The following is a 23,880-nucleotide window of genomic DNA, read 5'->3' as shown; positions in this document are numbered from 1 at the left end:
TTTATTTTACTTTTGTTCCATTTTCGCCCAATGATCAGGGTCTTTTTTCCAAGCTTGTAATGACTGTAACTCGTTTTCTTCGATATAATTTTCAGCTAAAGCTGTATTGATTAAAGTAGAATAATTGGTCAATGTGATAAGCGGCATATTATTTTTCTTAAAGTTATCTTTTCCGCTTTGCAACTCATAGGTAAAAATCGCTGCCACACCTAATACATCAACCCCTTCATTTTCGGCTGCGCGACAAGTTTCCAAAACGCTAGCACCTGTTGAAATCAAATCTTCGATGACAACAACCTTTTGCCCTTTTGCTATTTTTCCTTCAATTTGATTGGTTTTCCCGTGATCTTTTTTCTTGCTACGAATATAAATCATCGGTAAATCCAAAATATCAGCCACCCAAGCTGCATGCGGGATACCCGCTGTTGCGGTGCCCGCAATGACTTGCGTGTCAGGAAATTGTTCTTTAATTTTTTTAGCGAGTTCAGTAGCGATTAATTTTCTTACTTTAGGATAACTCATTGTGATACGGTTATCACAATAAATTGGACTTTTTATACCACTAGCCCAAGTAAACGGTTGGTTGGGACTTAAAAAAACCGCCTCAATATCTAACAAATTTTGCGCAATTGTTTTTTCGCTATTATTCATCTGCTATATCATTCCAATCTGTTTTAATGTTTTGATAAGCCTTATAAGGGTCATCAGCTAAGGTGATAGGTCTTCCCACTACAATCGCATTAGCGCCCATTAAGTAAGCCTTACCAGGCGATACTACTCTTTTTTGATCATCTGCAGCTTTTCCGTACGGACGAATGCCAGGTGTTAGGCATATGAAATTTTCAGAAGTTACATCATGAATTTTTTGTGCTTCCCAAGCTGAACAAACCACACCGTCTAAACCAGCTTCTTGCGCGCCTTTAGCGTAATGGAGTACACTCTCTTCCAAACTTGCTTGTACTAATTGTTCTTTTTGCATCTGCGCTTGGCTTGTTGAGGTCAACTGAGTTATAGCAATTACTTGAGGCGGGGTTTGTCCTGCAGGTGTTCCCTTATCTAATCCTTGCTTGGCTGCTTGCATCATTTGATGGCCGCCGGCTGCCTGTACAGTGGTAATAGCTACACCCATTTTAGCTAAGCCTATCATTGACCGCTGCACTGTATTGGGAATATCATGTAATTTTAAATCTAAGAAAATATCATGTCCAGCTTTTTTGAGCCACTCAACAATAGCAGGACCTTCTTGGTAAAAAATTTCCATGCCCACTTTAACAAAAAGAGGTTCATCTTGTGGGAATTTATTTAAAAAAGTCTTGATTTCAGCTTTAGAAGAAAAATCTAAAGCAATTATCGGACGTTCAATCATTTTCTCTATCCTCTCTACCCTATTATTTTACCATTGTTAAATTTCTTTCGTTGAAAATGACCTGGATTGGATCACTTTTAAAATAGCGACTACAGTATCTAATGAAGTAAATACAGCAACACCTTGCTCTACGGCCTTGCGAAAAATTGCAAGACTATTATAAGAAACGTTTTGACGATTGGGTCTTACCGTATTGATAATCATTTGAATGTGGCCATTTTCTAAACGTTCGAATATTGTCTGTTCATTTTTAGTAGACGATTTCGCTAATTTACGTACTTTTAAACCATGGTCATCAAAGTATTCTGCAGTTTTTTGTGTTGCGGTGATATTAAAGCCTACTTCAGAAAAGCTTTGTGCTAACTGCAAAGCCATTTCCTTATCTTTATCTGCTACAGTAAATAACACGGACCCAAATTCCGGAATAGCTAAACCAGCCGCCGCAAAAGCTTTATATAGAGCTTTCTCTAAGCTTATATCTGATCCCATCACTGTGCCAGTAGATTTCATTTCCTGTTTTAAGTAACTATCAGTAGCTACTAAATTTGTTAAGGAAAAAACGGGTGCTTTCACATAAAACTCCTTGCTAGCTAAAGACATATTATACTCCATATCCTCCAGCTTATCACCTAAAATCACCCTTGTTGCAATTTGTACTAGCGGGACTTTTTTAATCTTACTCAAAAATGGAAGCGAGCGACTCGCATATGGCAACACCCTGTTCACATATACTTGGTTTTCAGAAATGACAAATTGAATGTTCATAACACCGATTAAATCAAGATGCTTTATTATCTGTTTACTATAGACTTCAACTTTTTGTAAAACTTCTTTAGAAAAATTTTGCGCTGGATAAACTGTGATTGAATCTCCAGAATGTACATCTGATCGCTCGATATATTCGGTAATACCAGCTATAAAGATGGTGCTACCGTCATAAATAATGTCAGCCTCACATTCTCTAACAGAAGTATAGTTTTCAACCACTAGTAGTGGGCTATCCCCCTTGTGTTTCAAATAGTTTAAACCAACAGCAAGTGTTTCTTTTTCATCAACACGACGCACATTATCCTCATTGAATAAATCATAGGAACGTATAGCAATAGGAAAGCCCATCGATTCAACGCTAGCAAGTGCTTCTTTTTCTGTAGAAACGACCTGTCTTTGCCGCGGATTTATTTCTAGTGTTTTTAACATCCTATCAAATTTTAGCGGATCTTTTATCTCTTGTAATTTGTTTAAGTCCATAGCTAATAAATTGATCCCTAATTCAGCAAGTTCTTCACTTAAGCGATAAGTTGATGTACCTCCGAATTGTCCTATAACACCCACCGGTTTTTCTTGTTCGACGATATCGTATACTGCTTCAGAAGTGAGTGGTTCAAAATATAATTTATCTGCGATCATAAAATCGGTAGATAGACTGCTAGGATTATCGTTAATAACGATTGCCTCATAACCAGCTTGTTGTACAGCACTTATAGCCTGGACATTAGCATAATCAAATTCAAGACCTTGTCCAATGCCAATAGGACCGGCTCCTAAAAGTAAAATTGCAGGTTTTTGTTTACTGCTACTTTCGTTTTCTGTTTCATAGCTTCTATAAAAATAAGGTCTTTTAGCGATAAATTCACCTGCACAGCTATCCACCATTTTAAATACGGCAGAGAGACCTTGCTGCTTTCTAAAATGCAGAATTTTTTCTTTTTCAGTATGCCATAATTGTGCAATCTTTTGATCAGAAAAACCGTTTTGCTTAGCAACTTTTAACACATCAAAATCATCTTTTCTTTCGCTTAATAGACTTTCGATTTCTACAATATGAGCGATCTTGTCCAAAAATAACAAATCAATCTTTGTGATTTCTGCCAGTTCCTCAATCGTATTATAACCTCGACGTAGGCTCTCAGCTAAAGCAAATAAGCGATCTTCTTGTGCATGCACGATTTTTTGTGTTAAATCATCATCAGTGAGTTGTTTTAAAGAGACAAGCTCGATATGAGAAGTATCAGCCAATGATTGGATTGCTTTTAATAACGACTCTTCTAGATTTCGTCCTAAAGCCATTCCTTCACCTACAGACTTCATCTGCGTATTCAATTGACATTGTGCGCTTTTTCTTAAATCAAATGGCCAATGCGGAATCTTGGTCACGACATAATCCAAACTAGGTTCAAAATTAGCAGAAGTCATTTCTGTCATTGGATTTTTTATCTCAGCTAAGGACATGCCTATAGCAACTTTTGCCGCAATTCTGGCAATTGGATAAGCTGTTGCCTTACCGATGAGTACACTTGAACGAGTTAAACGTGTATTAATATCTAATACATAATAGTCAAAACTTTGAGGATCAAGCGCAAGACGCACATGACAGCTTCCATTGATTTTTAACGCATGAATAATTTGTAGTGAAACATCACGCAATAATTGGTATTCATGATCAGTTAAAGTTTGACTAGGAACAAAAGCTAGGGAATCTCCACTATGAATGCCTACCGGGTCAAAATTTTCTATATTTCCAACCGCTAAAGCATTGTCTGCAGAATCGCGTAAAACTTCAAATTCAATTTCCTTAAAGCCACTTAAACTTTGTTCAACTATACATTGTCCAGCAGGTGATAAATTAAGACCTTCTGCTATACATTGCTTAAGTCTGTGTTCGTTATAACAAATACCACTAGCTGCCCCTGCTAAGGTTAATAAAGGTCGTACAAAAACTGGATAACCTATTTCATTTGCACAAGCAAGCGCTTCTTTTTCTGTAGTAACCACTTGTAAAGATTGTACAGGTTGATTTAATGAAGTTAATAATTTTTTAAGTAGATCTGGATCTTCTGTTTGTTCAATCACTGAATTTTTTGTTCCAAGAATTTCTATATTTAACTCAGTTAAAATACCTGAAGCGACCAACTCACCTGCAAGATTTAAAGCAGTTTGCCCGCCAAAAGTCGGCAAGATGGCATCTGGTAATTCTTTTCTTAGCACGCGCGAGAGAAATTCTGTGGTTACAGGCTCAATATAAATATGATCGGCATTTTCTTTATCTGTCATAATAGTCGCAGGATCTGAATTAACCACGACCGTTTCATAACCCTCTTCTTTTAAAGCGATACAAGCTTGTGTGGCGGTATAATCAAATTCGGCAGCTTGACCAATAACAGTCGGGCCTGAACCGATGATCAATATTTTTTTAATGTCTGTTCTTTTTGGCAAAGCTAAACCGCTCCTTTTTGTGCGTCCATCATTTCGATAAATTCATCAAATACATGTAAAGTATCGTGAGGTCCTGGTGCAGCGTCTGGATTAAATTGCACGGTAAAGGCTGGATAACGACGATGTTTTAACCCCTCAATACTACCATCGTTTATGTTGTAATGAGTCACTAAAAGTCTTTTTCTATCTAAGGAATCTTTTTTAACAGCAAAGCTATGACTTTGTGAGCTCATATCAATACGCCCAGTCGCTTTTTCTTTCACTGGGTAATTTTGTCCGTGATGTCCAAAACTCATCTGATAAGTATCACAATCATTAGCTAAAGCGAATAACTGCTGCCCTAAACCCACCCCAAAAATAGGAATTTTTCCTTGAATTTGGCGGATTTTTTCTATTACATCAGGAATACTTTTAGGATCTCCTGGACCGTTCGTTAAAACAAGGCCATCAGGTGCTAATTCTAAGATTTCTTCAGCTAAACTATCATGTGGCATAACGGTCAAGTTACAATTACGCTTAGCTAACTCTCGCATAATACTATGTTTTAATCCTAAATCAATAATCACTACATTGTGTCCTGTCCCTGGACTTGGGTAAGGCTTTTGTGTAGAAACTTGTTCTACTTGATTTGTGGGTAATACATTGGCTTTTAATTGATCATAAGCATGTGTAAAAGTATCTCCAGAATCTACGATACTAGCTTTCATAGTACCAGAGCGCTGGATTTTATGCATTAATGCACGTGTATCAATCCCGGCGATACCAGCAATATTTCTTCTAGCCAAAAATTCAGAAAGTGACATCTGATAACGCCAATTACTTGCCAGACGAGGATACTCTTTTACTACGATTCCTTTACAAGCCGGCGAAAGGGACTCATAGTCATCCCGATTAATCCCGACATTGCCGATTACTGGATAGGTAAAAGTAATAATTTGTCCGTTAAAATTTTGATCGGTGATCGTCTCCTGATAGCCAGTCATACTCGTACTAAAAACAATTTCGCCAAAAACGTTTAATTGGGCACCAAATCCTTTACCTTCAAAACAAGTGCCATCATCTAAAATTAGCCAACGATCCATTTTGATTCCCACCTTGCCAAACAATTTTTCCATTTACCAGTGTATAAAGGGTATCTCCAAAAAGTTCTCTGCCAATAAATGGCGTATTCTCTGCTTTTGATAAAAACTTTTTCTCATCGACGGTGTAACTATGCTCAATATCAAATATTGCTAAATCCGCGGGATCACCAACATTCAAACGATTAACCGTTAAACCAAACAACGCCGCCGGTTTAATTGCCATCCAATCGATCACTTGAGCCAGGGTAAAGATCCCTTTTTTAACAAAGGCAGTATAAATTAATTGAAAAGCATATTCTGAGCCTACAATACCAAAAGGAGAATGATTAAAATCTTGGTTTTTTTCCGCAAAACTATGAGGCGCATGATCAGTCGCGATGCAATCGATTGTACCATCTAGTAAACCTTCGATAAGTGCATTTTGATCTTCTCTAGCTCTTAATGGCGGGTTCATTTTCCAGTAGCCGTGGTTTTTAGGGATGTCTTCATCAGCAAATAATAAATGATGAGGACAAACTTCACAGCTAACCTGGATCCCTGCTTTTTTAGCTTCTCGGATCACCCGCACGCTTTCTTTTGAAGAAACATGACAAACATGATAATGGACGCCGGTTTCCTCCGCTAAAAGTAAATCACGAGCAATTTGTGAAGACTCTGCAGCGCTCATAATACCAGCTAAGCCTAATTCATCCGCCTTCTCTCCCTTATGCATAACACCATTAAAAAGTAGTGATTCGTCTTCAGTGTGGGCCACGATTGCGCGCTGATTTTTTGCTGCTTCTTTCATTGCCAAATACATGGTACCAGCCTTTTGAACGCCCACACCATCATTAGTAAAAGCAAATGCCCCAGCATTTTTTAAAGCTGCTTGATCTACTAAATCCTCACTTCGTAAGTTTTTAGTGATCGGAGCATATTGGAGCACATGATTGACTGCACTTTGAGAAATCAACTCTTGTACTTGATTATATTTCTCAATAGTATCAGGTACAGGTTCTAAATTAGGCATGGCACAAATCGTAGTAAAACCTCCACGACTAGCTGCCAAACTTCCCGTTTTGATCGTTTCTTTATAAGTAAATCCGGGCTCTCTAAGATGGACATGAACATCTACTAAACCTTGTGTCACTAGCTGGTTTTTCGCATCAATGATTTGTTCGAACGAACCTTCATCGAAATTTTTGCCAATTGCATGAATCCTTTCGTCTTTGATCCATATTGCTACTGCATTCAATTGATTATCATGGATAATCATACAAGCATTTTTGATTAATAAATCCATCATCTTGCCCTCCTTTATAATAAGCTAATTATGCTTTTCCATGTAAGATAGCTTCTAATATAGCCATTCGGACATATACGCCATTTGTCATCTGCCTAACGATCCTTGATTGTAGCCCTTCTACTAATGAATCCGCAATTTCAACATCTCGATTTACCGGAGCTGGATGCATTATAATGGCCTGCTCTTTCATTTTCTTGGCACGATCATCTGTTAAACCAAATTTCTTATGATACACTTCTTTTGAGAAACTTTCGTTGGGATCATGACGCTCATGTTGAACACGTAGCATCATCAATACATCCATTTTACCTATTAATTCATCCAAAGGTAAATAAGTACCATAAACATCAAAAGTCTCATCATACCATTGTCTAGGTCCAGAGAAATAAACATGCGCCCCTAAACGCTTGAGCATTTGCATGTTTGATTTCGCGACTCTAGAATGGGTGATATCTCCAACAATCGCTACATTCAACCCCTTAAAAGATCCAAATTCTTCATAAATTGTCATCAAGTCTAATAAGCACTGTGTAGGATGTTGACCACTGCCATCACCGCCGTTAATAACACTACATTGGATCGTAGGACTTTGAATCAAGGCATCATAGTAATTTTCATCACTGTGTCGTATAACCACACAATCAACCCCAATAGCTGACATGGTTAAAACTGTATCATAAAGTGTTTCTCCTTTTTGTACTGAACTTGTAGCAGTGGCAAAGTCTATCACATCGATCCCTAGTTTTTTTTCGGCAACTTCAAAGCTTTTATGCGTTCGCGTGCTACTCTCAAAAAAGAGATTAGCGGCGAAATATTGCTTTTTTTCTGGACGCCATACTTCCCCATTCTTAAAGGCTTGTCCCCGATGGATCAATCCCATAACTTCCTGATCAGACAATGCTTCAATCGTTAAAACTGACGCTTTCAGAGCGAGCGATCATACGCTGACCTCCTTATTCTTCACTTCTAGCTTTTACAGGTAACACCAAGTTTAAAATAATCCCAATAACAGTCGCTAAGGCCATACTAGTTAATTCGAAACTGCCTATTTTCAAGTATGCCCCGCCGATACCAATCACTAAAACTGCTGCAGTGATCATCAAATTACGTTTTTTATCAAAATCGATTTGATTGTCAATTAAGATACGTAATCCACTAGAAGCAATTACACCAAATAATAAGAAGCTGATACCGCCGATGACTGGTGTGGGAATACTATAAATTAAACTACTTATTTTTCCCACAAAGCTAAACAATACAGCTAGTAAGGCGGCTCCGCCAAGAACAAACACACTATGGACTTTAGTGATTGCTAAAACGCCGATATTTTCTCCATAACTTGTGGTTGGAGGGCCCCCAATAAAACCGGCAATAATGGTCGAAAGTCCATCAGCAAATAAAGTTTTTTTCAAGCCCGGTGATTTGAAAAAATCGCGTTTTGTCGTTTTACTTAATACCATCAAGTGTCCCATATGTTCAGTCATTGTTACAAAAGCGATCGGTGCCATACTAATTAAAGCAGCTAGAGAAAAATGAAAGTTATAATCAACAAACATGAACTGAAAGTCAGGTACTTGAAACCATGGCGCAGCTTTTACTGCTTCCAGGTCAACAATCCCTACGACTAAGGCAAACAAATAGCCGCCAATAATCCCTAATAAAATCGGAATTAGACTCAAAAATCCTTTTAAAAACATATTGAAAAAGATCGTAATAGCTAAGGTAACCAAGGCAACTAAAAAGTACTTGGCATCATAATTTCCTTCATTAAACATTGCATTTTCAGCAGCATTTTGCGCTAGCCCTAAACCGATAACCATAATCACAGGTCCTACAACGATCGGTGGTAAAACTTCATCGATCCAATCAGAACCGGCTTTTGCGATAATAAAAGCTACAATCAGATAAACGATCCCAGAATAGATAATTCCTTGCGCAACAGCTGGATAACCACTGCTTCCCATTAATGACTGAATAGCTGTAATAAAAGCAAAACTACTACCTAAATAAGCAGGTACGGTTCCTTTGGTGATTAGAATATATAAAAGTGTGCCTACGCCCGAACTAAATAAAGCGATACTTGGATCAAGGCCGACTAATATTGGAACTAATACTGTTGCACCAAACATCGTAAATAAATGTTGTAAGCTAAGACCAATCCAAGGCAAAAATTTGGGCCGATCTTTAATATCTAAAATTGCGTCTGGATTACGAAATTCATTTTTTTCTGCCATTACTGTTCTCCTTTTTTATTGATTAAAATGCGGTCTGTACCATCTGTCTCCATCATTTCAACAATAATTTCTTCTGCTGAAGAAGTAGGGATATTTTTCCCAACAAAATCAGCTCGGATCGGTAATTCTCGATGCCCCCGATCGACCAAAACGGCTAAGGCGATTTTTTGTGGACGACCAAAATCCATAATAGCATCTAGCGCAGCACGAATCGTACGCCCCGTAAATAATACATCATCGACAACAATTACTTCTTTTCCTTCCAAATCTTCTGGAATATCAGAATCGTGTAATTCTGGTTGCCCTGATTGATTTCTTTTATCGTCTCGATACAAAGTAATATCCAAAGCTCCCACAGGTACCTCAACATTTTCTAATTGTTGCAAACGTTGAGCAATACGTTGAGCAATATAAATGCCCCTTGTCTTTATACCAATAAGTACCAAGCGATCGATATCATAATTTCTTTCGATAATTTCATAAGTAATCCTAGTGAGCGCGCGTTTCATCGTCACTTCATTAATCACTTCTTTTTTTGCCATATGACACCCTCCCATTTTTTAAACATAAAAAAACTCCTACCCGTTAGAGGCAGGAGTGAGTATACACTGATGGTTAAAAAAGTATATTAAAATTCAACAATGAAAAATTTGCTCTTCTTTGTCTATTTTATCACGTCCTTTTTAGCCTCACGGGACTAACTTAAAGGATAAGTTATGAAATTTTATTAGTTCAACTATACAGTTATTTATTTCAAAAATCAATTGGTTTTTCTAAATTCGCTAAAGTTTTTTGAAAGATTTCCGGCAAAGCGGCTTCAAAAGTCATCCATTGATCAGTTACCGGATGATTAAAACCAATAACACCCGCATGCAAAAATTGTCCGTTACCCGCTAAAGTTTTTTTGGGACCATAGACTGGATCTCCTGCAATAGGATAGCCAATATATTTCATATGCACACGGATCTGATGTGTTCTTCCGGTTTCCAACTGTAACTTAATCAAAGTAAAATCTGTAAAGTGTTCTAACACCGTAAAATGAGTCACTGCAGGTTTCCCATCTTCAACCACATCTTGCATCTGGCGATTCGTTTTAGAACGACCGATAGGTGCTGTGATCGTTCCTTTCTGATGTTTAATATTACCATGTACTAATGCTGTATATTCCCGCAAAGTTGTTTTATCTTGTAGCTGTTGGGCTAATGAAGCATGACTATGATCATTTTTAGCTACCATTAAAAGTCCTGAAGTATCCTTATCAATACGGTGGACAATCCCTGGCCGTATCACACCATTAATACTTGATAAGTGATCTAAATGGAATAATAAAGCATTTACCAAGGTATGATCAGGATGTCCCTTGGAAGGATGGACTACCATACCTTGCGGCTTATTAACCACTGCCACATCCTGATCTTGATAAACAATATCAAGTGGGATATCGCTAGCTTTAATATCTAATGTTTTTTCTTCGGGAATATTTATAATAAAATGATCTTCAGCTCTTACTTTATAATTTGCTTTTACTTGTTGATTGTTTAAAAGAACCAAACCATCTTTTAACCACTGTTGGATCTGTGACCGACTATAAGAAGGTAGCTTTTCTGATAATACCTTGTCAATCCGTCCTTGCTCTTTTGTAATTGTAATTTCTAATTTATCCGACATGATTTTTTCCTTTCAAACGATCTTCAAATATTGTATAAATAAAGATACAAATAACTCCTATGACTAAAGAACAATCCGCGATATTAAAAATAGGAAATTGGATAAAATCTACTTGTATCATATCTACAACATAGCCTAAACGGATACGGTCGATAAAATTTCCCACCGCTCCTGCAAGTACCAAGGCAAGCCCTAAGTTTAAAAATTTACTGTCATTACGATAACGAATCATTAAGTAAATAACAACAGTAACGGCAACAATTGTAATGATTGTAAAAAAAGTTGTTTCTCCTTCTAAGATACTCCACGCAGCCCCAGTATTTTGAACGTAGTTTAACGAAAAGAAGTGTTCAATTACATTTTGACTTTCGCCAATACCTAGATTAGCAACCGTCCACAATTTTAGCCATTGATCAAGACTGATAACTATTATACTTAACACAAAAAAGATGGTTAGCAATCACTTTTCCTCATTTCTTAAAATTTAAAAGATATCACGGGGACGAACGATCCCTAGTAAATTACCATTAGGATTGCCATCTTTAGTAATAAAAACAGCATCTAACAATCCATTATTGCGAAATTTTTGTTCGACTTCATTGATCGTGGTGTCTTTAGCCACGAAAGCAAAATTCGTTTGTTTTCCGTCAGTAATAATCAGGTCTTTTGCCGTACGATTTTTTAAGTCAATTTTACCCTTGACTCTTTCCTTAGCAAACCAATAACCTAATGCTTTTAAGGTAATCAATCCTTGAAAATCCCCTTTTTCATACAAGGGAAATTGCGAATAACGTTTATCTGCCACAATCTTTAGTAATTCAATAATCGGTATATCTTGTTCAAAACCTGTCACGTTTTTGGCAAAACGAGGGATAACAGTTTCTGGTTGTATTAATGCCGCTTCAATTTTTTTAATACGATCTAAAATCCATTGGTTCGGCTCAGCGATCACGAAATCATCGTCGATTTGTTCATGGACGATCGCATTACGTAATTGCGAAATTTGCAGTAAATCATTTTCGTAAGTTTTTACCGGCAATTCTTCGCGGTTGCTTAGTCTACGTACCATTTGATTAAAACCCATATTTTGTGGATTATCTAACTGGTCATTTAACCATTTTTCAATCCGATTAAAGCTGCTTAAAAAAGCGTCCGCGCGCGCTCCCATTTGTGAACCCTCCTTTATATTTTGACAGTATTTATCATTTAAAGTATGTTAAAACAAACCACTAGCATTTCCCTTTTCATCAACATCCATATCTAAAGCTGCGGGTCTTTTTGGAAGACCCGGCATGGTCAACACATTTCCTGTTAATACTACCAAAAAGCCAGCGCCTATCTTAGGACTGATTTCTCGTACCGTTAAATCAAAGTCTTTAGGTACACCCAACAAGCTGGCATCGTCAGAAAGTGAATACTGGGTTTTAGCAATACAGACCGGTAATTGATCCCAACCTAATGTCTTGATATCTTCCAGTTGTTTTCTGGCATTTTTCTCGAAAAACACATTTTTTGCTCCGTAAATATTGCGCGCGATTTTTTTGATTTTATCTTCTACAGGAAGTTGATTTTGATAAAGTGGCCTATATTTTGCTTTTTTATCTGCGATCGTATCCACCACTGTACTTGCTAATTCTTTAGCACCAAGTCCACCATTAGCCCAAGTAGAACTTCGTAAGGCTTTAACTCCAACTGCTTGACACAGTGTTTGTAATAAAGAAAGTTCGCTCTCTTGATCAAAAGCAAATTCATTGATCGCTACGACTACAGGTAAGCCAAAACTTTGCATATTTTGGATATGTTTTTTCAAATTAGCGAATCCTTTTTCCAAGGCAGGCAAGTTCTCTTTATTTAACTGATCAACGGCTACTCCCCCGTGCATTTTTAAAGCGCGAACAGTAGCAACCATTACTACCACATCAGGTGATTTTTCTAAATTAGGAACTTTAATATCCAAAAATTTCTCCGCACCTAAATCAGCGCCAAATCCGGCCTCTGTTACCACATAATCACCTAAACGTAAAGCAGTTTTAGTGGCAACGACACTATTACATCCATGGGCAATATTAGCAAACGGTCCGCCATGAATAAAAGCAGGCGTTTGTTCGATGGTTTGTACTAAATTAGGCTTCATGGCCTCTTTTAATAAAAGAGCTAAAGCCCCTTCGACTTGCAAATCCTGCACCGTCACAGGTTCTTTTTGATAAGTATAGCCAATCACAATGCGAGCTAGACGAGCTTTTAAATCCGAGAGATCGCTAGCTAAACACAAAACAGCCATGATTTCACTTGCTACTGTAATGTCAAAGCCTTCTTGCCGAGGGACGCCTTGTGCTTTATTTCCTAACCCTACGAGGGTATTTCGTAAAGCCCGATCGTTTAGATCTAAAGATCTTTTCCAGATAATTTGTTGGGGGTCAATCCCTAACTCATTTCCTTGATGGATATGATTATCGATAAAAGCCGAAAGCGCGTTGTTAGCTGTAGTAATAGCATGAATATCTCCAGTAAAATGTAAATTGATATCTTCCATAGGCAAAACTTGTGAATAACCGCCACCAGTAGCGCCACCTTTTAAACCCATAACAGGACCTAATGATGGCTCTCTTAAAGCTAAAACGGCATTTTTATGTAATTGGTTCAAACTATCTGCTAATCCGATAGAAACAGTCGTTTTCCCCTCACCGGCTGGGGTTGGATTAATAGAAGTTACTAAAATAAGTTTTCCTAAAGAAGCTTCATCATCTTCTTTTAAAGAAACTTTGGCTTTATGTTTACCATATAGTTCTATAGACTCCGAAGAGATTCCTAATTTTTCAGCGATTTTTGTAATTGAAGAAAGCTTACTTTGTTGTGCAATTTCAATATCTGATAACATGAATTTTACCTTCTTTCATAGCTCAATTAAAAGCACTTTATATGCGTTTGATTTTACTTATTCCGAATACACAGTTACTTCTTCTGGTAATAGTTTCCAAAATAATTTCACTTGCTTTTTACTTAAACTTAATTCCAGTTTTTGTTTTTTTAGGTTAATGATTACAAAATTAACAGAAATTTGGACAGATTCAATCTGATTAAACGGTAAATAATCAGTTTTCCAAAAACGAGCATAATTTATTTGTAAGCCATTTTTATGAACGATAATCGCTCGTCGATAGCCTAAATAAAAAAGAAGTAGAAATATCACCATAAAAAGCATACTTTTCCAATGTACTTCAGCACGTTCTAAAATAAATGTCAGACTTAAAAATAAAAATATAAGGGTCACTGACCAATAAATAATAGCAAGAGAACGTTCTGGTTGCCAGCGAATTTTATAATTTTTCAAGTGGCTCTCCTTTCATCTATCATTTAAGAATTCTGTATATTATAATCAAATTACTTGAACAGTATTTGTAGGAGGTTTATAAATGATAAAATCTTATATTGACGCTTCAACCAAAGGGAATCCGGGGCCAAGCGGCGGTGGCATTGTCCTTTTAGGAGAAGATATCTACGAACAAGAATCTTTTGCTCTCACTCAGCTAAGCAATCATCAAGCGGAGTTTGCCGTGTTTAGCCACTTGCTGGATGATTTATATAAACGAGGCTTGCATACACAAACAATTCTTGTCTATACAGATAGTAAAATTTTAGCGCAAACTGTGCAGAAAGACTATACAAAAAACCGAGATTTCAAAAAATACTTGGTTGAAATTCAAGAAAAATTAACAAATTTTCCTCTACTACTTATTCAATGGATTCCCGAAAGTAAAAATAAGGGGGCTGATCATTTAGCCAGACAAGGGTTACAAAAAGCCATACAATTAGAGGATCGGTGAAAGTAAACGAGAGAAATTTTGTTTAAACTTCAGCCAATACGATTGTTGTTTGATCATTTCTTGTGTTAATAAAGTAGAATGTTTCATATCCTCTTCAAAGATTGTCGCAAGTTCTTTATTCACCTTTTCATCATAAGCAAAAGCACTCACTTCAAAGTTGAGTTCATAGCTTCTGATATCCTGATTTGTTGTACCAAAAGAAGCAATCGTATCATCAGCAAGCAAAGTTTTGGCATGAATAAAGCCGCCTTCATAAATATAAATTTTAGCACCAAGTTTTTGAAACAAATTGGCATAATATTGCGTCGCGCGATAAATAAATGGATGGTCTGGCATGCAAGGGATCATGATTCGCACATCTACGCCAGAACGAAGTGCAACCTGTAGTGCACTGGTCATTGAGTCATCCGGAATCAAATATGGCGTTTGAATCCAGACCCTTTCTTTAGCCGCTACAATCGTTTTAATAAAGCCGCCTTCAATAACTTGTTCTATTGACTCAGGGCCATCAGCCACCACATGCATAGGAACATCCACATTATCATCTTGTGTTGGAAGCACGAAATAAGATTCTTCGTATTCTAATAAATCTTTTTTATTTTTTATCGAAGCATTCCAATCGCGGATAAATATCTCTTGTAAGGAAAAAGAAGCTGTACCCACAATTCTGGCATGCGTATCGCGCCAATAGCCGAATTTTTCCGTTGTCCCCACATATTGATCTCCAACATTAAAGCCACCGGTCCAGCCGATTTCACCATCAATGACAACAATTTTGCGATGCAAGTGATAGTTTAAACGTGTTTTGCGAATCAAGTTTCTTGAAGTGATAAAGGGAATGACTTTGCCTCCAGCCTCTTGCAAAGGTTTAAAAAATCGGACGTTCGTTCGACCACCCCAAGGGTCAAATACCAAGCGAACCTCTACACCTTCTCTGGCTTTTTTTACCAACAAGTCTAAAAAAGCATTGCCGATTTCATCGTTAAAAAAAGCATAGTATTCTACATGAACATTATCTTTTGCTCTTCTTATATCTTCAAATAAATGAGAAAATTTTTGCTCACCATCAGTAAAAAATTCAACATGATTTCCCCTTGTTAAAGGAGACTCGTCCATTCCGGCAAAGTATTGTTTTAACAAATCCGCTTCATATGGATAAGTTTTAGGAGGATAGTACTGATTGTTCTTTTCAATCATTTTGTTGATCTCTCTGATTCTTTTTTGATGTTGCTCACTAAATAAGTAAACAGTTTCTCTGTCAATCCCTCTACCGCAAAAAGCGTATAAAATAAAACCCAAACCCGGAAGAAAAACCAAGGTCATCATCCACGCAAGTATACTGGTAATTGAACGCGGTCGACGAAAAACAGTAATAAAGGCGACAACTGTATTAATAAGGATTAATCCCCAAATAATTTGATATAAAATAGCCAAGTCTGTTCTTAAATCCATTATTTCCCCCTATAGTAAATAATTATGGTCTAGTCTTACATCTAAGTGATAATTTCCGATTCTTTTCATCACTAATTGACGTATGTCCTCTACTAGCTGATTCTCATTTTCAGTAATGCCTTCTGGTATAACCAAATCAAACTGTAATACATTATGGTTTTTTATGCGCAAGTCATGCATTTTTAATCCTTGATTTAAGTCAGCTAAAATATTGTTCAATTCTTGATTGATCTTTAAATATTGATCATCATGAATAGCCACTGGATCAAGGTGACAAACAAGTTCTACCTCAAGATTTTCTTTAAAGTCTTTTTCAATCATATCAATAACTTGGTGCGCATCAGTTAAATCCCAAGAAGCGTCAACTTCAATATGTACCGAAGCAAATTTGCTTTGAGGGCCATAATTGTGAACTAACAAATCATGATAACCTAAAATTGAAGGATAATTTGCAAGGCGTGCTTCCATGATCTGTATTTCATAATCCAAAGGACGACTCCCTAATAACTCATCAATAAAATCTTTAATCATTTTAATACCAGTATAAATAATATAAAGCGCTAAAACAAACCCAACAAAGCCATCAATATGCCAACCACTGATGTATTCAACTAAGGCGGATAATAATACTGTAATGGTTATAAAGACATCGTTTAAGCTATCTTTGCCTGAAGCTTGTAGTGTCTGTGAATCTATTTTTTTTGCAAGCTTTCCATACATCTTTCCTTGCCAAATTTTGATGATAATTGAGGCGAGTAAAACAATAAAGATCAAAACAGAAAATGTGATACTTTCTGGATCAAGAATTTTATTAAAAGAACTTTGTAAAAATTGCACGCCCACAAGCATGATGATAAAAGAAACAGCTAACCCACTAATATATTCGAAACGTTCGTGGCCATAAGGGTGTTCTTTGTCTGCTGGTTTGGCTGCGACTTTAAAACCAACCAAAGTTAAAATTGAAGAGATCATATCGGATAAACTGTTGATTGCATCTGCCATAATTGAAACAGAGTTGGCAATAAATCCAATAGAAAATTTCCCCAAAAATAAAACAATGTTGGAAACTAATCCTACCACGCCAGCAATTTGTCCAACTTTTGTGCGCTGTTCTTCTTTATTCTTGTTTTTTATCATTTTTTCTACAAAATGCTCTAGCATTGTCACAAACTCCTTATTATAGCAAAAATCAATAAATGAAGCAGCATACGATAGAACCACATTGTATCCTGAAATACTTAAAAATAACAACTAAAAAGGAGGAAAAAGGTTGGAAAAATTAAAATAAATCTTTTTCCAACCAACGACCTGCTTCTTCTAATGCTTGTGAAATACCGTCGGGGTTTTTTCCGCCCGCCTGAGCCATGTCCGGGCGACCACCACCGCCACCAGAAACTTTAGGTGCGATTGCTTTAATCAAATCACCTGCTTTAATTCCTTTAGCGATTGTCTCTTTAGAAACAGCAGTTAAAAGATTCGCTTTCCCATTACTTTCTGTCGCCAAAACAAGTACATCAGAGATATTTTGTTGTTTCCATTGATCTGCCAATTGACGCAATTGATTCATATCTTTTACATTTACCTGAGCGGCTATATAAGAAAGATTACCTGCGTATTTGATATCTTTAAAAACATTGTCAGCTTGTTGATTGGCCATCTTGCTAGATAATTTCTCATTTTCCTTTTGCATTTGTTGAAGTTGTTCTTGCAACTGCTCTGTTTTAGCAACCACTTCGCTAATCCGTGGCAATTTTAATATTTCAGCCGCTTTTGCTAATTCATTTTCTTGTTCTTTAAACTGCTGATAAGCTTCTTTGCTGGTTACAGCATCGATTCTTCGGGTGCCAGCGCCAATACCAGCCTCAGAAACAATTTTAAAAATGCCAATGTCTTCAGTGTTTTTTACATGATTTCCACCACAAAGCTCAATCGACCAGTCTGCTATATTGACAACTCGAACTTCATGACCGTATTTTTCACCAAACAGCGCCATAGCGCCCATATTTTTCGCCGTATCAATATCAGTTTCGATCGTTGTTACCGGCAAAGCTTGCCAAATTTTTTCATTGACGATCTTTTCCATTTCTTGCAGTTCTTCTGCCGTAATTTGACCAAAATGCGTAAAATCAAATCGTAAATGATCTGGAGCGACTAATGAACCTGCTTGATTCGATTGGCTTCCTAAAACCTCTTTTAAAGCCTTGTGCAGTAAATGAGTAGCTGTATGGTTCTTAATAATCCTATTATGTCGATCTTTATCAACTTGCAGGGTATATTCTTGGCCTTTTTGCAGATCTTTTTTTACTTCAATCTGATGTAAATATTGTCCTTTAGGTGCCTTTTGGACGTCTCTTACTGTAGCGCAAATTTCTCCAGTTTGATTAAAAATAACGCCTGTATCAGCAACCTGTCCACCCATTTCAGCATAAAATGGTGTTTGAGAAAAAATTACTTCTGCCTGTCCATCGTTTACATCATCAACAAATTTATCATTTTGCAGCAAAAGCGCAAGTGTACTTTTTGTTTCTAAAGTGGAATAGCCAACGTATTCACTGTCAACATCGATTTGTGTTAACAAACTAGATTGCAATTTCATTGATTGTTCTTTGCTCCGAGCATTACGCGCACGTTGTCTTTGTGCCTCCATTTCGCGTTCAAACCCAGTATGATCTACTCCAAAACCTGATTCTTCAGCAATTTCTTCCGTTAACTCCACCGGAAATCCATAAGTATCATATAGTTTGAAAATATCTGAACCACTGATCATTTTTGTTTGTTCATTTTTTTCTTTTGCAAGAAGCTGATCTAAGATTGCCATACCTTCATTGATTGTTTCGTAAAAGCGTTCTTCTTCACTTTTAATCACTTTTTCGACAAAGGCTTGTTGTTGCAACACTTCAGGGTAATAACTATTCATGATTTTTCCCACAGTGGCAACAAGTTGATATAGAAACGCTTGATTAATGTGTAATTTTTGACCATGCATATCAGCCCGTCGCAACAAGCGACGTAATACATAGCCTCTGCCCTCATTAGAAGGAAGAGCGCCATCCGCGATGGCAAATGCTAAAGCACGAATATGATCAGCAATGACTCTAAAAGAGACATCTGTTTCTTGTTTTTGACCATACTTCACTTGACCACTGATTTTTTCAATTTCTTCAATAATCGGCATAAATAAATCTGTTTCATAATTTGTTGGTGTATCTTGTATAACTGAAACAATTCGTTCCAATCCCATACCCGTATCAATATTTTTGCTGGGAAGCGGTTCGTAAGTATTTTCTGGCTTATGATTAAATTCGGAAAAAACTAGGTTCCAAATTTCTAAATAGCGTTCATTTTCTCCCCCAGCGTAGTTTTCAGGATCATCTTCGGCTAAATTATTAAATTTTTGTCCTCGATCATAAAAAATTTCCGTATCCGGGCCACTTGGTCCTGCACCAATATCCCAAAAGTTATCCTCAATTTCTACGATATGATCGCTAGAAAGGCCGATTTCTTCTTGCCATATCCGTTTGGCTTCTTCATCTTTAGGATAGACTGTCACATATAGACGCTTAGGATCAAAACCAATCCAATCTGACGAAGTTAAAAATTCCCAAGCAAAATGGATGGCTTCTTCTTTAAAATAATCACCTATAGAAAAGTTTCCCAACATTTCAAACATTGTTTGATGACGTGCAGTCAGTCCCACATTTTCAATATCATTGGTGCGGATTGACTTTTGCGCATTGGCGATTCGTGGGTTATCAGGAACGACTGAACCATCAAAATATTTTTTTACGGTAGCCACTCCTGAATTAATCCATAATAAGGTCGGGTCATCTATTGGTACTAAAGAAGCACTAGGTTCAATCGAATGTCCCTTTGATTTGAAAAAATCTAAAAACATTTGCCGAATTTCAGCACTTGATAAATTTTTCATAATTATTCTCCTTATAATAATATTATAATTTTCTGTTTTCTCTCAATAAAATTAAAAAGACACCTTTGCAAAGCAAGGACGTCTACACGCGGTACCACCTTGCTTGCAATGATGTCGATCATTACCTCTTAAGCTTCGATAACGCCGAAGTTGCGTTGATATTCCTACCAAACATACTAAAAGGGAGCAGTCAAAAAGCACCTTGTTTTTCTCTCAGCACTAAAAAACTTTCTGTAGAAGGATTGTATCTTTGACCATGTCCTTTATTCCTTCCAAAGTATAGGCAAATTTTCAGAAAATGTCAATTCATTTCAACGTCTTCCTATAAAATATCAGCCATTTTGAATAACAATCGCTTTACGAAAACGAAAATCGCACGGATCCATTAACTCTTCTTTAGCTAAATTTTTACGTGAACGATAATAAGAGGCTAGCGGCAAATGGTCGAATAAGGGATGGCCTATTTTTTCACTTTTCTCCGCTTTTAAATACATAGAATCCGTTAATTCCCAATAAGAAAGATCGCTTGCGAAATATAATCCAAACATATTCGCTTGCCGTATTTTTTGACTTGTCTGTTTCCCATAATAACTATCGTCTTCTTCTAATTCGCCTCCCCAACGGAATAACTTACGTGTAGCACCAGAAATGGCATACTCCAACTGATCTTCTGTCAGTAAGTCAAACAATTGATCATCCATTTTCTTCTGCAACTGATTTAAATGACAAGTTTCATGTCTGTAAACAGCATATTTTTCATTTTTTTCTGAAAGCAAGGCGTAAAACTTATTTTTTTCAAAAATCTCTTGTGGAGGCACAAACTGTAAACTTTCCTCAAAAGTTTGCACTTGCTTAAAATAACTGAGCAGTGATTGTTTGATAGGTGAAAAATCTTCCAAACGTCCGCTAAACTCACCTGTGATAATATCTAGGTCACCAATATAAGTGGTCCCAACAGGTTGTGCCCTTTTTTGCACAAGCATAGGTGCAACATTGCGTTTTCGCAAAGGAGAAGTTGACTCATTCACAAATATTTCCCAATCTTCAGCAGTCTTTAGACCATAACTACTTTTGATTTTACGATAGGCCTCGTTCTCTTGAGTAGGCGTTTGATCCCACAAATTGCGTGCTATGCCCTGTGTGCCCGATCCCCAGCCTAGTATTGCCGCTTGGTTTCCTGGCACTAAAACAAAACGTTCTCCGTCAATTGAACATTCGAAACTGCCACATTTCACACCATCTAGCTCGAATTGCTGATAAGTGACATCAGAAATTTTTTTTAGGCTGACAAAATACTTCAGCACTTGATTCATCACCTGCGTTTTTAATTCAAGCGATAAGTTTTTCCACTGGGTTGATTCTAAAGCCTCAAAGATATTCACACTCACTACTCTCCTCATTTTCTATGTTTTGTATCAGTAACTTTGGTAAAATAAAGTATAACATTTTGCTACTTAAAAATTACAGTTAGGAGTTAGATAACGATGCAGACAGGTCTAGCGCCCGTTTTTAATAAAAATACCGAAATTTTGATCCTAGGTAGTGCGCCTAGTGTTCAGTCCTTAGAAAAACAACAATATTATGGTAACCAAGCAAATCGTTTTTGGCAAATTATTTTTACAGCTTTACAAGTTCCTGATCCCAAAACTTATCATAAACGACTACAAGTCCTATTGGACCATCATATTGGCCTTTGGGATGTTTACCAAAGTTTTGAACGCAAAGGAAGTATGGATCATCGTTTTAGCAATTATAAATTAAATGATTTTAGCCAATTGCTTGAAACTGCACCTATTAAAACAGTCATTGCTAATGGTAAAACAGCTTATCAAGAAATTATAAACCAACAACTCTTTGTTGAACAAAATATCTATTACTGTCTATCAACAAGTGGTGCCAATAACAGTCGTGCTGATAAGCGACAAAAAGAGTGGAAGCAAGCATTGGATAATAGCTATACAACTTTTTTTGGCAACGATCACTGGATCAAAGCAGCTGCCTTTTACCTTCGCTATCAAGTCTTTGTATTGGAACAACAAATTAAACCTTACTTAGAATTTGATGAACAAACAAATGCATTCAACAACTACTTTGTCACTTTCAAACAAAAAGAAGCTCTTGCTACTATACGTTATGAAGCTTTTGATAGTAAGACGATCTCTCCTGATCGTTTTTGTGTAGCTAAAAAAGCTAGAAAACAAGGGATTGCTAGCAAATTATTAAAAATTTTTGAGACAAAAGCTATCAGCCAAGGCTATCAATTCAGTCAGTTAACAGCAGAAAAACAAGCTGTTGCATTTTATCAAAAAAACGGCTATCTAATAATATCTCAGGAATTTCTAGAAGATGGACTTCCTTGTGTGAAAATGCAAAAGACTTTAACGATTTGAATTTTTCTTTTCTCTTTTTGCGGCTCGTTGTTGTTTTCGCCGTTCTAATTTACGCTTTTCTTGATTACTTTTATTAATTTCCTGTTTGATTTTCTTTTTATAACCTGGTTTTACTTTTTTCTTTTGCTTTTTAACATAACCAATCGTTTCAGGATCCAACTCTTCAGAAGTTTTTTCTCTTTTTTGACGTCGATTACGGTCATAAGTTGTAACAATTTCTCCCTGTTTGATTTCTTTAGGCTCAAAATCAATCCCCATTTTTTCTAGTGAATTGATGGCATACTCATCACTGGGATCATACAGCGTAATGGCCGTTCCCTTTAACTGATTGCGACCAGTTCGTCCGACTCGGTGAATAAAGAAATCTAAGTCACGAGGCAGCTCTGCGTTAATTACATGACTGATTCCCTCGATATCAATCCCACGAGCTGCTAAATCTGTAGCAACGATATATTGATAATCCAGATGGTGAATTTGTCGCATGATCCGTTTCCGCTGTCTAGCAGGAATGTCTCCATGGATTGTCGCTACTTTTAATCCTTGATTTTGCAAAAAATCGCTAATTTCATCCACATGTTCTTTAGTGTTAGCAAAGACGACAGCTAAATAAGGTTGACCGATGGTTAGTAATTGAAAAATCAACTGGTTTTTATCTCTTCCTTTTGTGGAAATCAACCAATTTTCAATGGTATCAGCAATCAAGGATTGCGGCTTTATGTCTTCAACTACCGGATGTGTTACATATTTTTTTAAAAATGGACGCAACTTTTCCGGGATAGTCGCAGAAAACACCATCATCTGTATATCTTCTGAAAATTTTGTAGCAATCTGGTCTACTTCAGGCAAGAACCCTAGATCCAGTGTCATATCAGCTTCGTCAACAACGAATGCTCGGCTTTTATAAATAAGCAGTGCATTTTCATTGACCATATCTAAAATCCGCCCAGGAGTACCAATGACTATTTGGGGTTGCTGATGCTGCAACTGTTCCAGTTGTCTTTGTTTATCGGTACCGCCCACAAACTTTGAGACGCGAATATCCTTAGGCGCAAATGCGGTAATCTGTTTAGCCGCCTGATAAATTTGTTCTGCCAATTCCCTACTTGGTGTTGTAATGACAACCTGAACTTCATCTTTATCTACTTCCACTTGATCGATCAAAGGAAGTAAAAAGGTGTGCGTCTTGCCCGTGCCTGTTTGTGATCGCCCTACAATATTACGTCTTTTTTGGATCAAAGGAATTAATTTTTCTTGAACTTCTGTGGGTGTTTCAAAGCCACTTTCATTTAATGCTTGATAAATAAATGGTTGAAATGCGAATGATTCAAAGGTCATTCATCCACCTTCTTTCTTTTTATTATATAATTATCTTTATCATGGAAATGAGCATAGAAATAGAATGTTTGTTAATGGTTTGACTATATCAGATTAATATTGA

At 36.8% G+C, this 23,880-nt stretch carries 20 protein-coding genes; 2 read left to right on the top strand and 18 right to left on the bottom strand.

Going from position 1 to position 23,880, the window contains the following annotated elements:
• Positions 1 to 6: 6 nt before the first annotated feature.
• The 13 genes from pyrE to AC806_RS05115 form a co-directional block, all read right to left on the bottom strand.
• Positions 7 to 651, bottom strand: coding sequence for an orotate phosphoribosyltransferase (gene pyrE / locus AC806_RS05175; protein ID WP_014124768.1), 645 nt, complete (start codon positions 649 to 651; stop codon positions 7 to 9).
• Positions 644 to 1,366 carry an orotidine-5'-phosphate decarboxylase gene (pyrF, locus tag AC806_RS05170; protein ID WP_069028928.1) on the bottom strand — a complete coding sequence of 241 codons (723 nt, stop codon included), beginning with the start codon at positions 1,364 to 1,366 and terminating at the stop codon, positions 644 to 646. The genes pyrE and pyrF overlap by 8 nt, the downstream gene beginning before the upstream one ends.
• Before the next feature lie 36 nt (positions 1,367 to 1,402).
• Positions 1,403 to 4,579, bottom strand: a complete 3,177-nt coding sequence (locus AC806_RS05165; RefSeq protein WP_069028927.1) for a carbamoyl phosphate synthase large subunit — start codon at positions 4,577 to 4,579, stop codon at positions 1,403 to 1,405.
• A 2-nt stretch (positions 4,580 to 4,581) separates the two neighbouring features.
• Positions 4,582 to 5,661 carry a carbamoyl phosphate synthase small subunit gene (locus AC806_RS05160; RefSeq protein ID WP_014124765.1) on the bottom strand — a complete coding sequence of 360 codons (1,080 nt, stop codon included), beginning with the start codon at positions 5,659 to 5,661 and terminating at the stop codon, positions 4,582 to 4,584.
• Positions 5,636 to 6,943: a dihydroorotase gene (locus tag AC806_RS05155; protein ID WP_041591819.1), complete on the bottom strand. Its 1,308-nt coding sequence runs from the start codon at positions 6,941 to 6,943 to the stop codon at positions 5,636 to 5,638. The genes AC806_RS05160 and AC806_RS05155 overlap by 26 nt, the downstream gene beginning before the upstream one ends.
• Positions 6,944 to 6,971: 28 nt before the next feature.
• Positions 6,972 to 7,874: an aspartate carbamoyltransferase catalytic subunit gene (locus AC806_RS05150; RefSeq protein ID WP_069028926.1), complete on the bottom strand. Its 903-nt coding sequence runs from the start codon at positions 7,872 to 7,874 to the stop codon at positions 6,972 to 6,974.
• Between the two features lie 25 nt (positions 7,875 to 7,899).
• Positions 7,900 to 9,180: a uracil permease gene (uraA, locus tag AC806_RS05145; RefSeq protein WP_014124762.1), complete on the bottom strand. Its 1,281-nt coding sequence runs from the start codon at positions 9,178 to 9,180 to the stop codon at positions 7,900 to 7,902.
• Positions 9,180 to 9,722, bottom strand: a complete 543-nt coding sequence (gene pyrR, locus AC806_RS05140; protein ID WP_014124761.1) for a bifunctional pyr operon transcriptional regulator/uracil phosphoribosyltransferase PyrR — start codon at positions 9,720 to 9,722, stop codon at positions 9,180 to 9,182. The genes uraA and pyrR overlap by 1 nt, the downstream gene beginning before the upstream one ends.
• 211 nt (positions 9,723 to 9,933) lie before the next feature.
• A complete protein-coding gene (locus AC806_RS05135) occupies positions 9,934 to 10,848 on the bottom strand; it encodes an RluA family pseudouridine synthase (RefSeq protein WP_069028925.1) in 915 nt (304 codons plus the stop codon).
• Entirely contained in the window at positions 10,838 to 11,308 is a 471-nt protein-coding gene (gene lspA / locus AC806_RS05130; protein ID WP_014124759.1) for a signal peptidase II, read from the bottom strand. Before lspA ends, AC806_RS05135 begins: the two co-directional genes overlap by 11 nt.
• Positions 11,309 to 11,332: 24 nt before the next feature.
• The gene (locus AC806_RS05125) at positions 11,333 to 12,016 is read right to left on the bottom strand and encodes a CBS domain-containing protein (protein WP_069028924.1); all 684 of its coding nucleotides are present in this window, start codon (positions 12,014 to 12,016) and stop codon (positions 11,333 to 11,335) included.
• Between the two features lie 48 nt (positions 12,017 to 12,064).
• Positions 12,065 to 13,726, bottom strand: a complete 1,662-nt coding sequence (locus AC806_RS05120; protein ID WP_069028923.1) for a formate--tetrahydrofolate ligase — start codon at positions 13,724 to 13,726, stop codon at positions 12,065 to 12,067.
• 57 nt (positions 13,727 to 13,783) lie between these two features.
• Positions 13,784 to 14,179, bottom strand: a complete 396-nt coding sequence (locus AC806_RS05115) for an EbsA family protein (RefSeq protein ID WP_069028922.1) — start codon at positions 14,177 to 14,179, stop codon at positions 13,784 to 13,786.
• 82 nt (positions 14,180 to 14,261) lie between these two features.
• Between AC806_RS05115 and AC806_RS05110 the strand changes: the two genes are divergently transcribed.
• Positions 14,262 to 14,672: a ribonuclease HI family protein gene (locus AC806_RS05110; protein WP_014124755.1), complete on the top strand. Its 411-nt coding sequence runs from the start codon at positions 14,262 to 14,264 to the stop codon at positions 14,670 to 14,672.
• On the opposite strand, the gene cls is transcribed toward AC806_RS05110, so the two are convergent.
• The 4 genes from cls to AC806_RS05090 form a co-directional block, all read right to left on the bottom strand.
• The gene (gene cls, locus AC806_RS05105; protein WP_069028921.1) at positions 14,658 to 16,124 is read right to left on the bottom strand and encodes a cardiolipin synthase; all 1,467 of its coding nucleotides are present in this window, start codon (positions 16,122 to 16,124) and stop codon (positions 14,658 to 14,660) included. The two genes, AC806_RS05110 and cls, sit on opposite strands and share 15 nt — an antisense overlap.
• A gap of 9 nt (positions 16,125 to 16,133) precedes the next feature.
• Positions 16,134 to 17,285, bottom strand: coding sequence for a cation diffusion facilitator family transporter (locus AC806_RS05100; RefSeq protein ID WP_014124753.1), 1,152 nt, complete (start codon positions 17,283 to 17,285; stop codon positions 16,134 to 16,136).
• A gap of 118 nt (positions 17,286 to 17,403) precedes the next feature.
• Positions 17,404 to 20,052: an alanine--tRNA ligase gene (gene alaS, locus AC806_RS05095; protein WP_069028920.1), complete on the bottom strand. Its 2,649-nt coding sequence runs from the start codon at positions 20,050 to 20,052 to the stop codon at positions 17,404 to 17,406.
• A gap of 332 nt (positions 20,053 to 20,384) precedes the next feature.
• On the bottom strand, positions 20,385 to 21,434 hold the full coding sequence (locus tag AC806_RS05090; RefSeq protein WP_069028919.1) for a DUF7278 family profilin-like fold-containing protein: 1,050 nt from the start codon (positions 21,432 to 21,434) through the stop codon (positions 20,385 to 20,387).
• A 102-nt stretch (positions 21,435 to 21,536) separates the two neighbouring features.
• Here AC806_RS05090 and AC806_RS12235 point away from each other — a divergent pair, with 102 nt between their 5' ends.
• Positions 21,537 to 22,442: a DNA-deoxyinosine glycosylase gene (locus AC806_RS12235; protein ID WP_307718920.1), complete on the top strand. Its 906-nt coding sequence runs from the start codon at positions 21,537 to 21,539 to the stop codon at positions 22,440 to 22,442.
• On the opposite strand, the gene AC806_RS05080 is transcribed toward AC806_RS12235, so the two are convergent.
• A complete protein-coding gene (locus AC806_RS05080) occupies positions 22,431 to 23,777 on the bottom strand; it encodes a DEAD/DEAH box helicase (protein ID WP_061840574.1) in 1,347 nt (448 codons plus the stop codon). The two genes, AC806_RS12235 and AC806_RS05080, sit on opposite strands and share 12 nt — an antisense overlap.
• Positions 23,778 to 23,880: the final 103 nt, after the last annotated feature.

The organism is Tetragenococcus halophilus (genome assembly GCF_001712815.1).
In the GTDB taxonomy this organism is placed as follows: Bacteria; Bacillota; Bacilli; order Lactobacillales; family Enterococcaceae; genus Tetragenococcus; species Tetragenococcus halophilus.
This window is presented reverse-complemented; position numbering and strand designations above follow the sequence as displayed.

Coding starts and splice junctions, on each gene's coding strand:
- pyrR (WP_014124761.1), bottom strand. CDS start 9,722: ATGGCAAAAAAAGAAGTGATTAATGAAGTGACGATGAAACGCGCGCTC.
- AC806_RS12235 (WP_307718920.1), top strand. CDS start 21,537: ATGCAGACAGGTCTAGCGCCCGTTTTTAATAAAAATACCGAAATTTTG.
- AC806_RS05120 (WP_069028923.1), bottom strand. CDS start 13,726: ATGTTATCAGATATTGAAATTGCACAACAAAGTAAGCTTTCTTCAATT.
- AC806_RS05135 (WP_069028925.1), bottom strand. CDS start 10,848: ATGTCGGATAAATTAGAAATTACAATTACAAAAGAGCAAGGACGGATT.
- AC806_RS05100 (WP_014124753.1), bottom strand. CDS start 17,285: ATGCTAGAGCATTTTGTAGAAAAAATGATAAAAAACAAGAATAAAGAA.
- AC806_RS05155 (WP_041591819.1), bottom strand. CDS start 6,943: ATGGATTTATTAATCAAAAATGCTTGTATGATTATCCATGATAATCAA.
- uraA (WP_014124762.1), bottom strand. CDS start 9,180: ATGGCAGAAAAAAATGAATTTCGTAATCCAGACGCAATTTTAGATATT.
- pyrF (WP_069028928.1), bottom strand. CDS start 1,366: ATGATTGAACGTCCGATAATTGCTTTAGATTTTTCTTCTAAAGCTGAA.
- alaS (WP_069028920.1), bottom strand. CDS start 20,052: ATGAAAAATTTATCAAGTGCTGAAATTCGGCAAATGTTTTTAGATTTT.
- cls (WP_069028921.1), bottom strand. CDS start 16,124: ATGGATTTAAGAACAGACTTGGCTATTTTATATCAAATTATTTGGGGA.
- AC806_RS05110 (WP_014124755.1), top strand. CDS start 14,262: ATGATAAAATCTTATATTGACGCTTCAACCAAAGGGAATCCGGGGCCA.
- AC806_RS05080 (WP_061840574.1), bottom strand. CDS start 23,777: ATGACCTTTGAATCATTCGCATTTCAACCATTTATTTATCAAGCATTA.
- AC806_RS05160 (WP_014124765.1), bottom strand. CDS start 5,661: ATGGATCGTTGGCTAATTTTAGATGATGGCACTTGTTTTGAAGGTAAA.
- pyrE (WP_014124768.1), bottom strand. CDS start 651: ATGAATAATAGCGAAAAAACAATTGCGCAAAATTTGTTAGATATTGAG.
- AC806_RS05125 (WP_069028924.1), bottom strand. CDS start 12,016: ATGGGAGCGCGCGCGGACGCTTTTTTAAGCAGCTTTAATCGGATTGAA.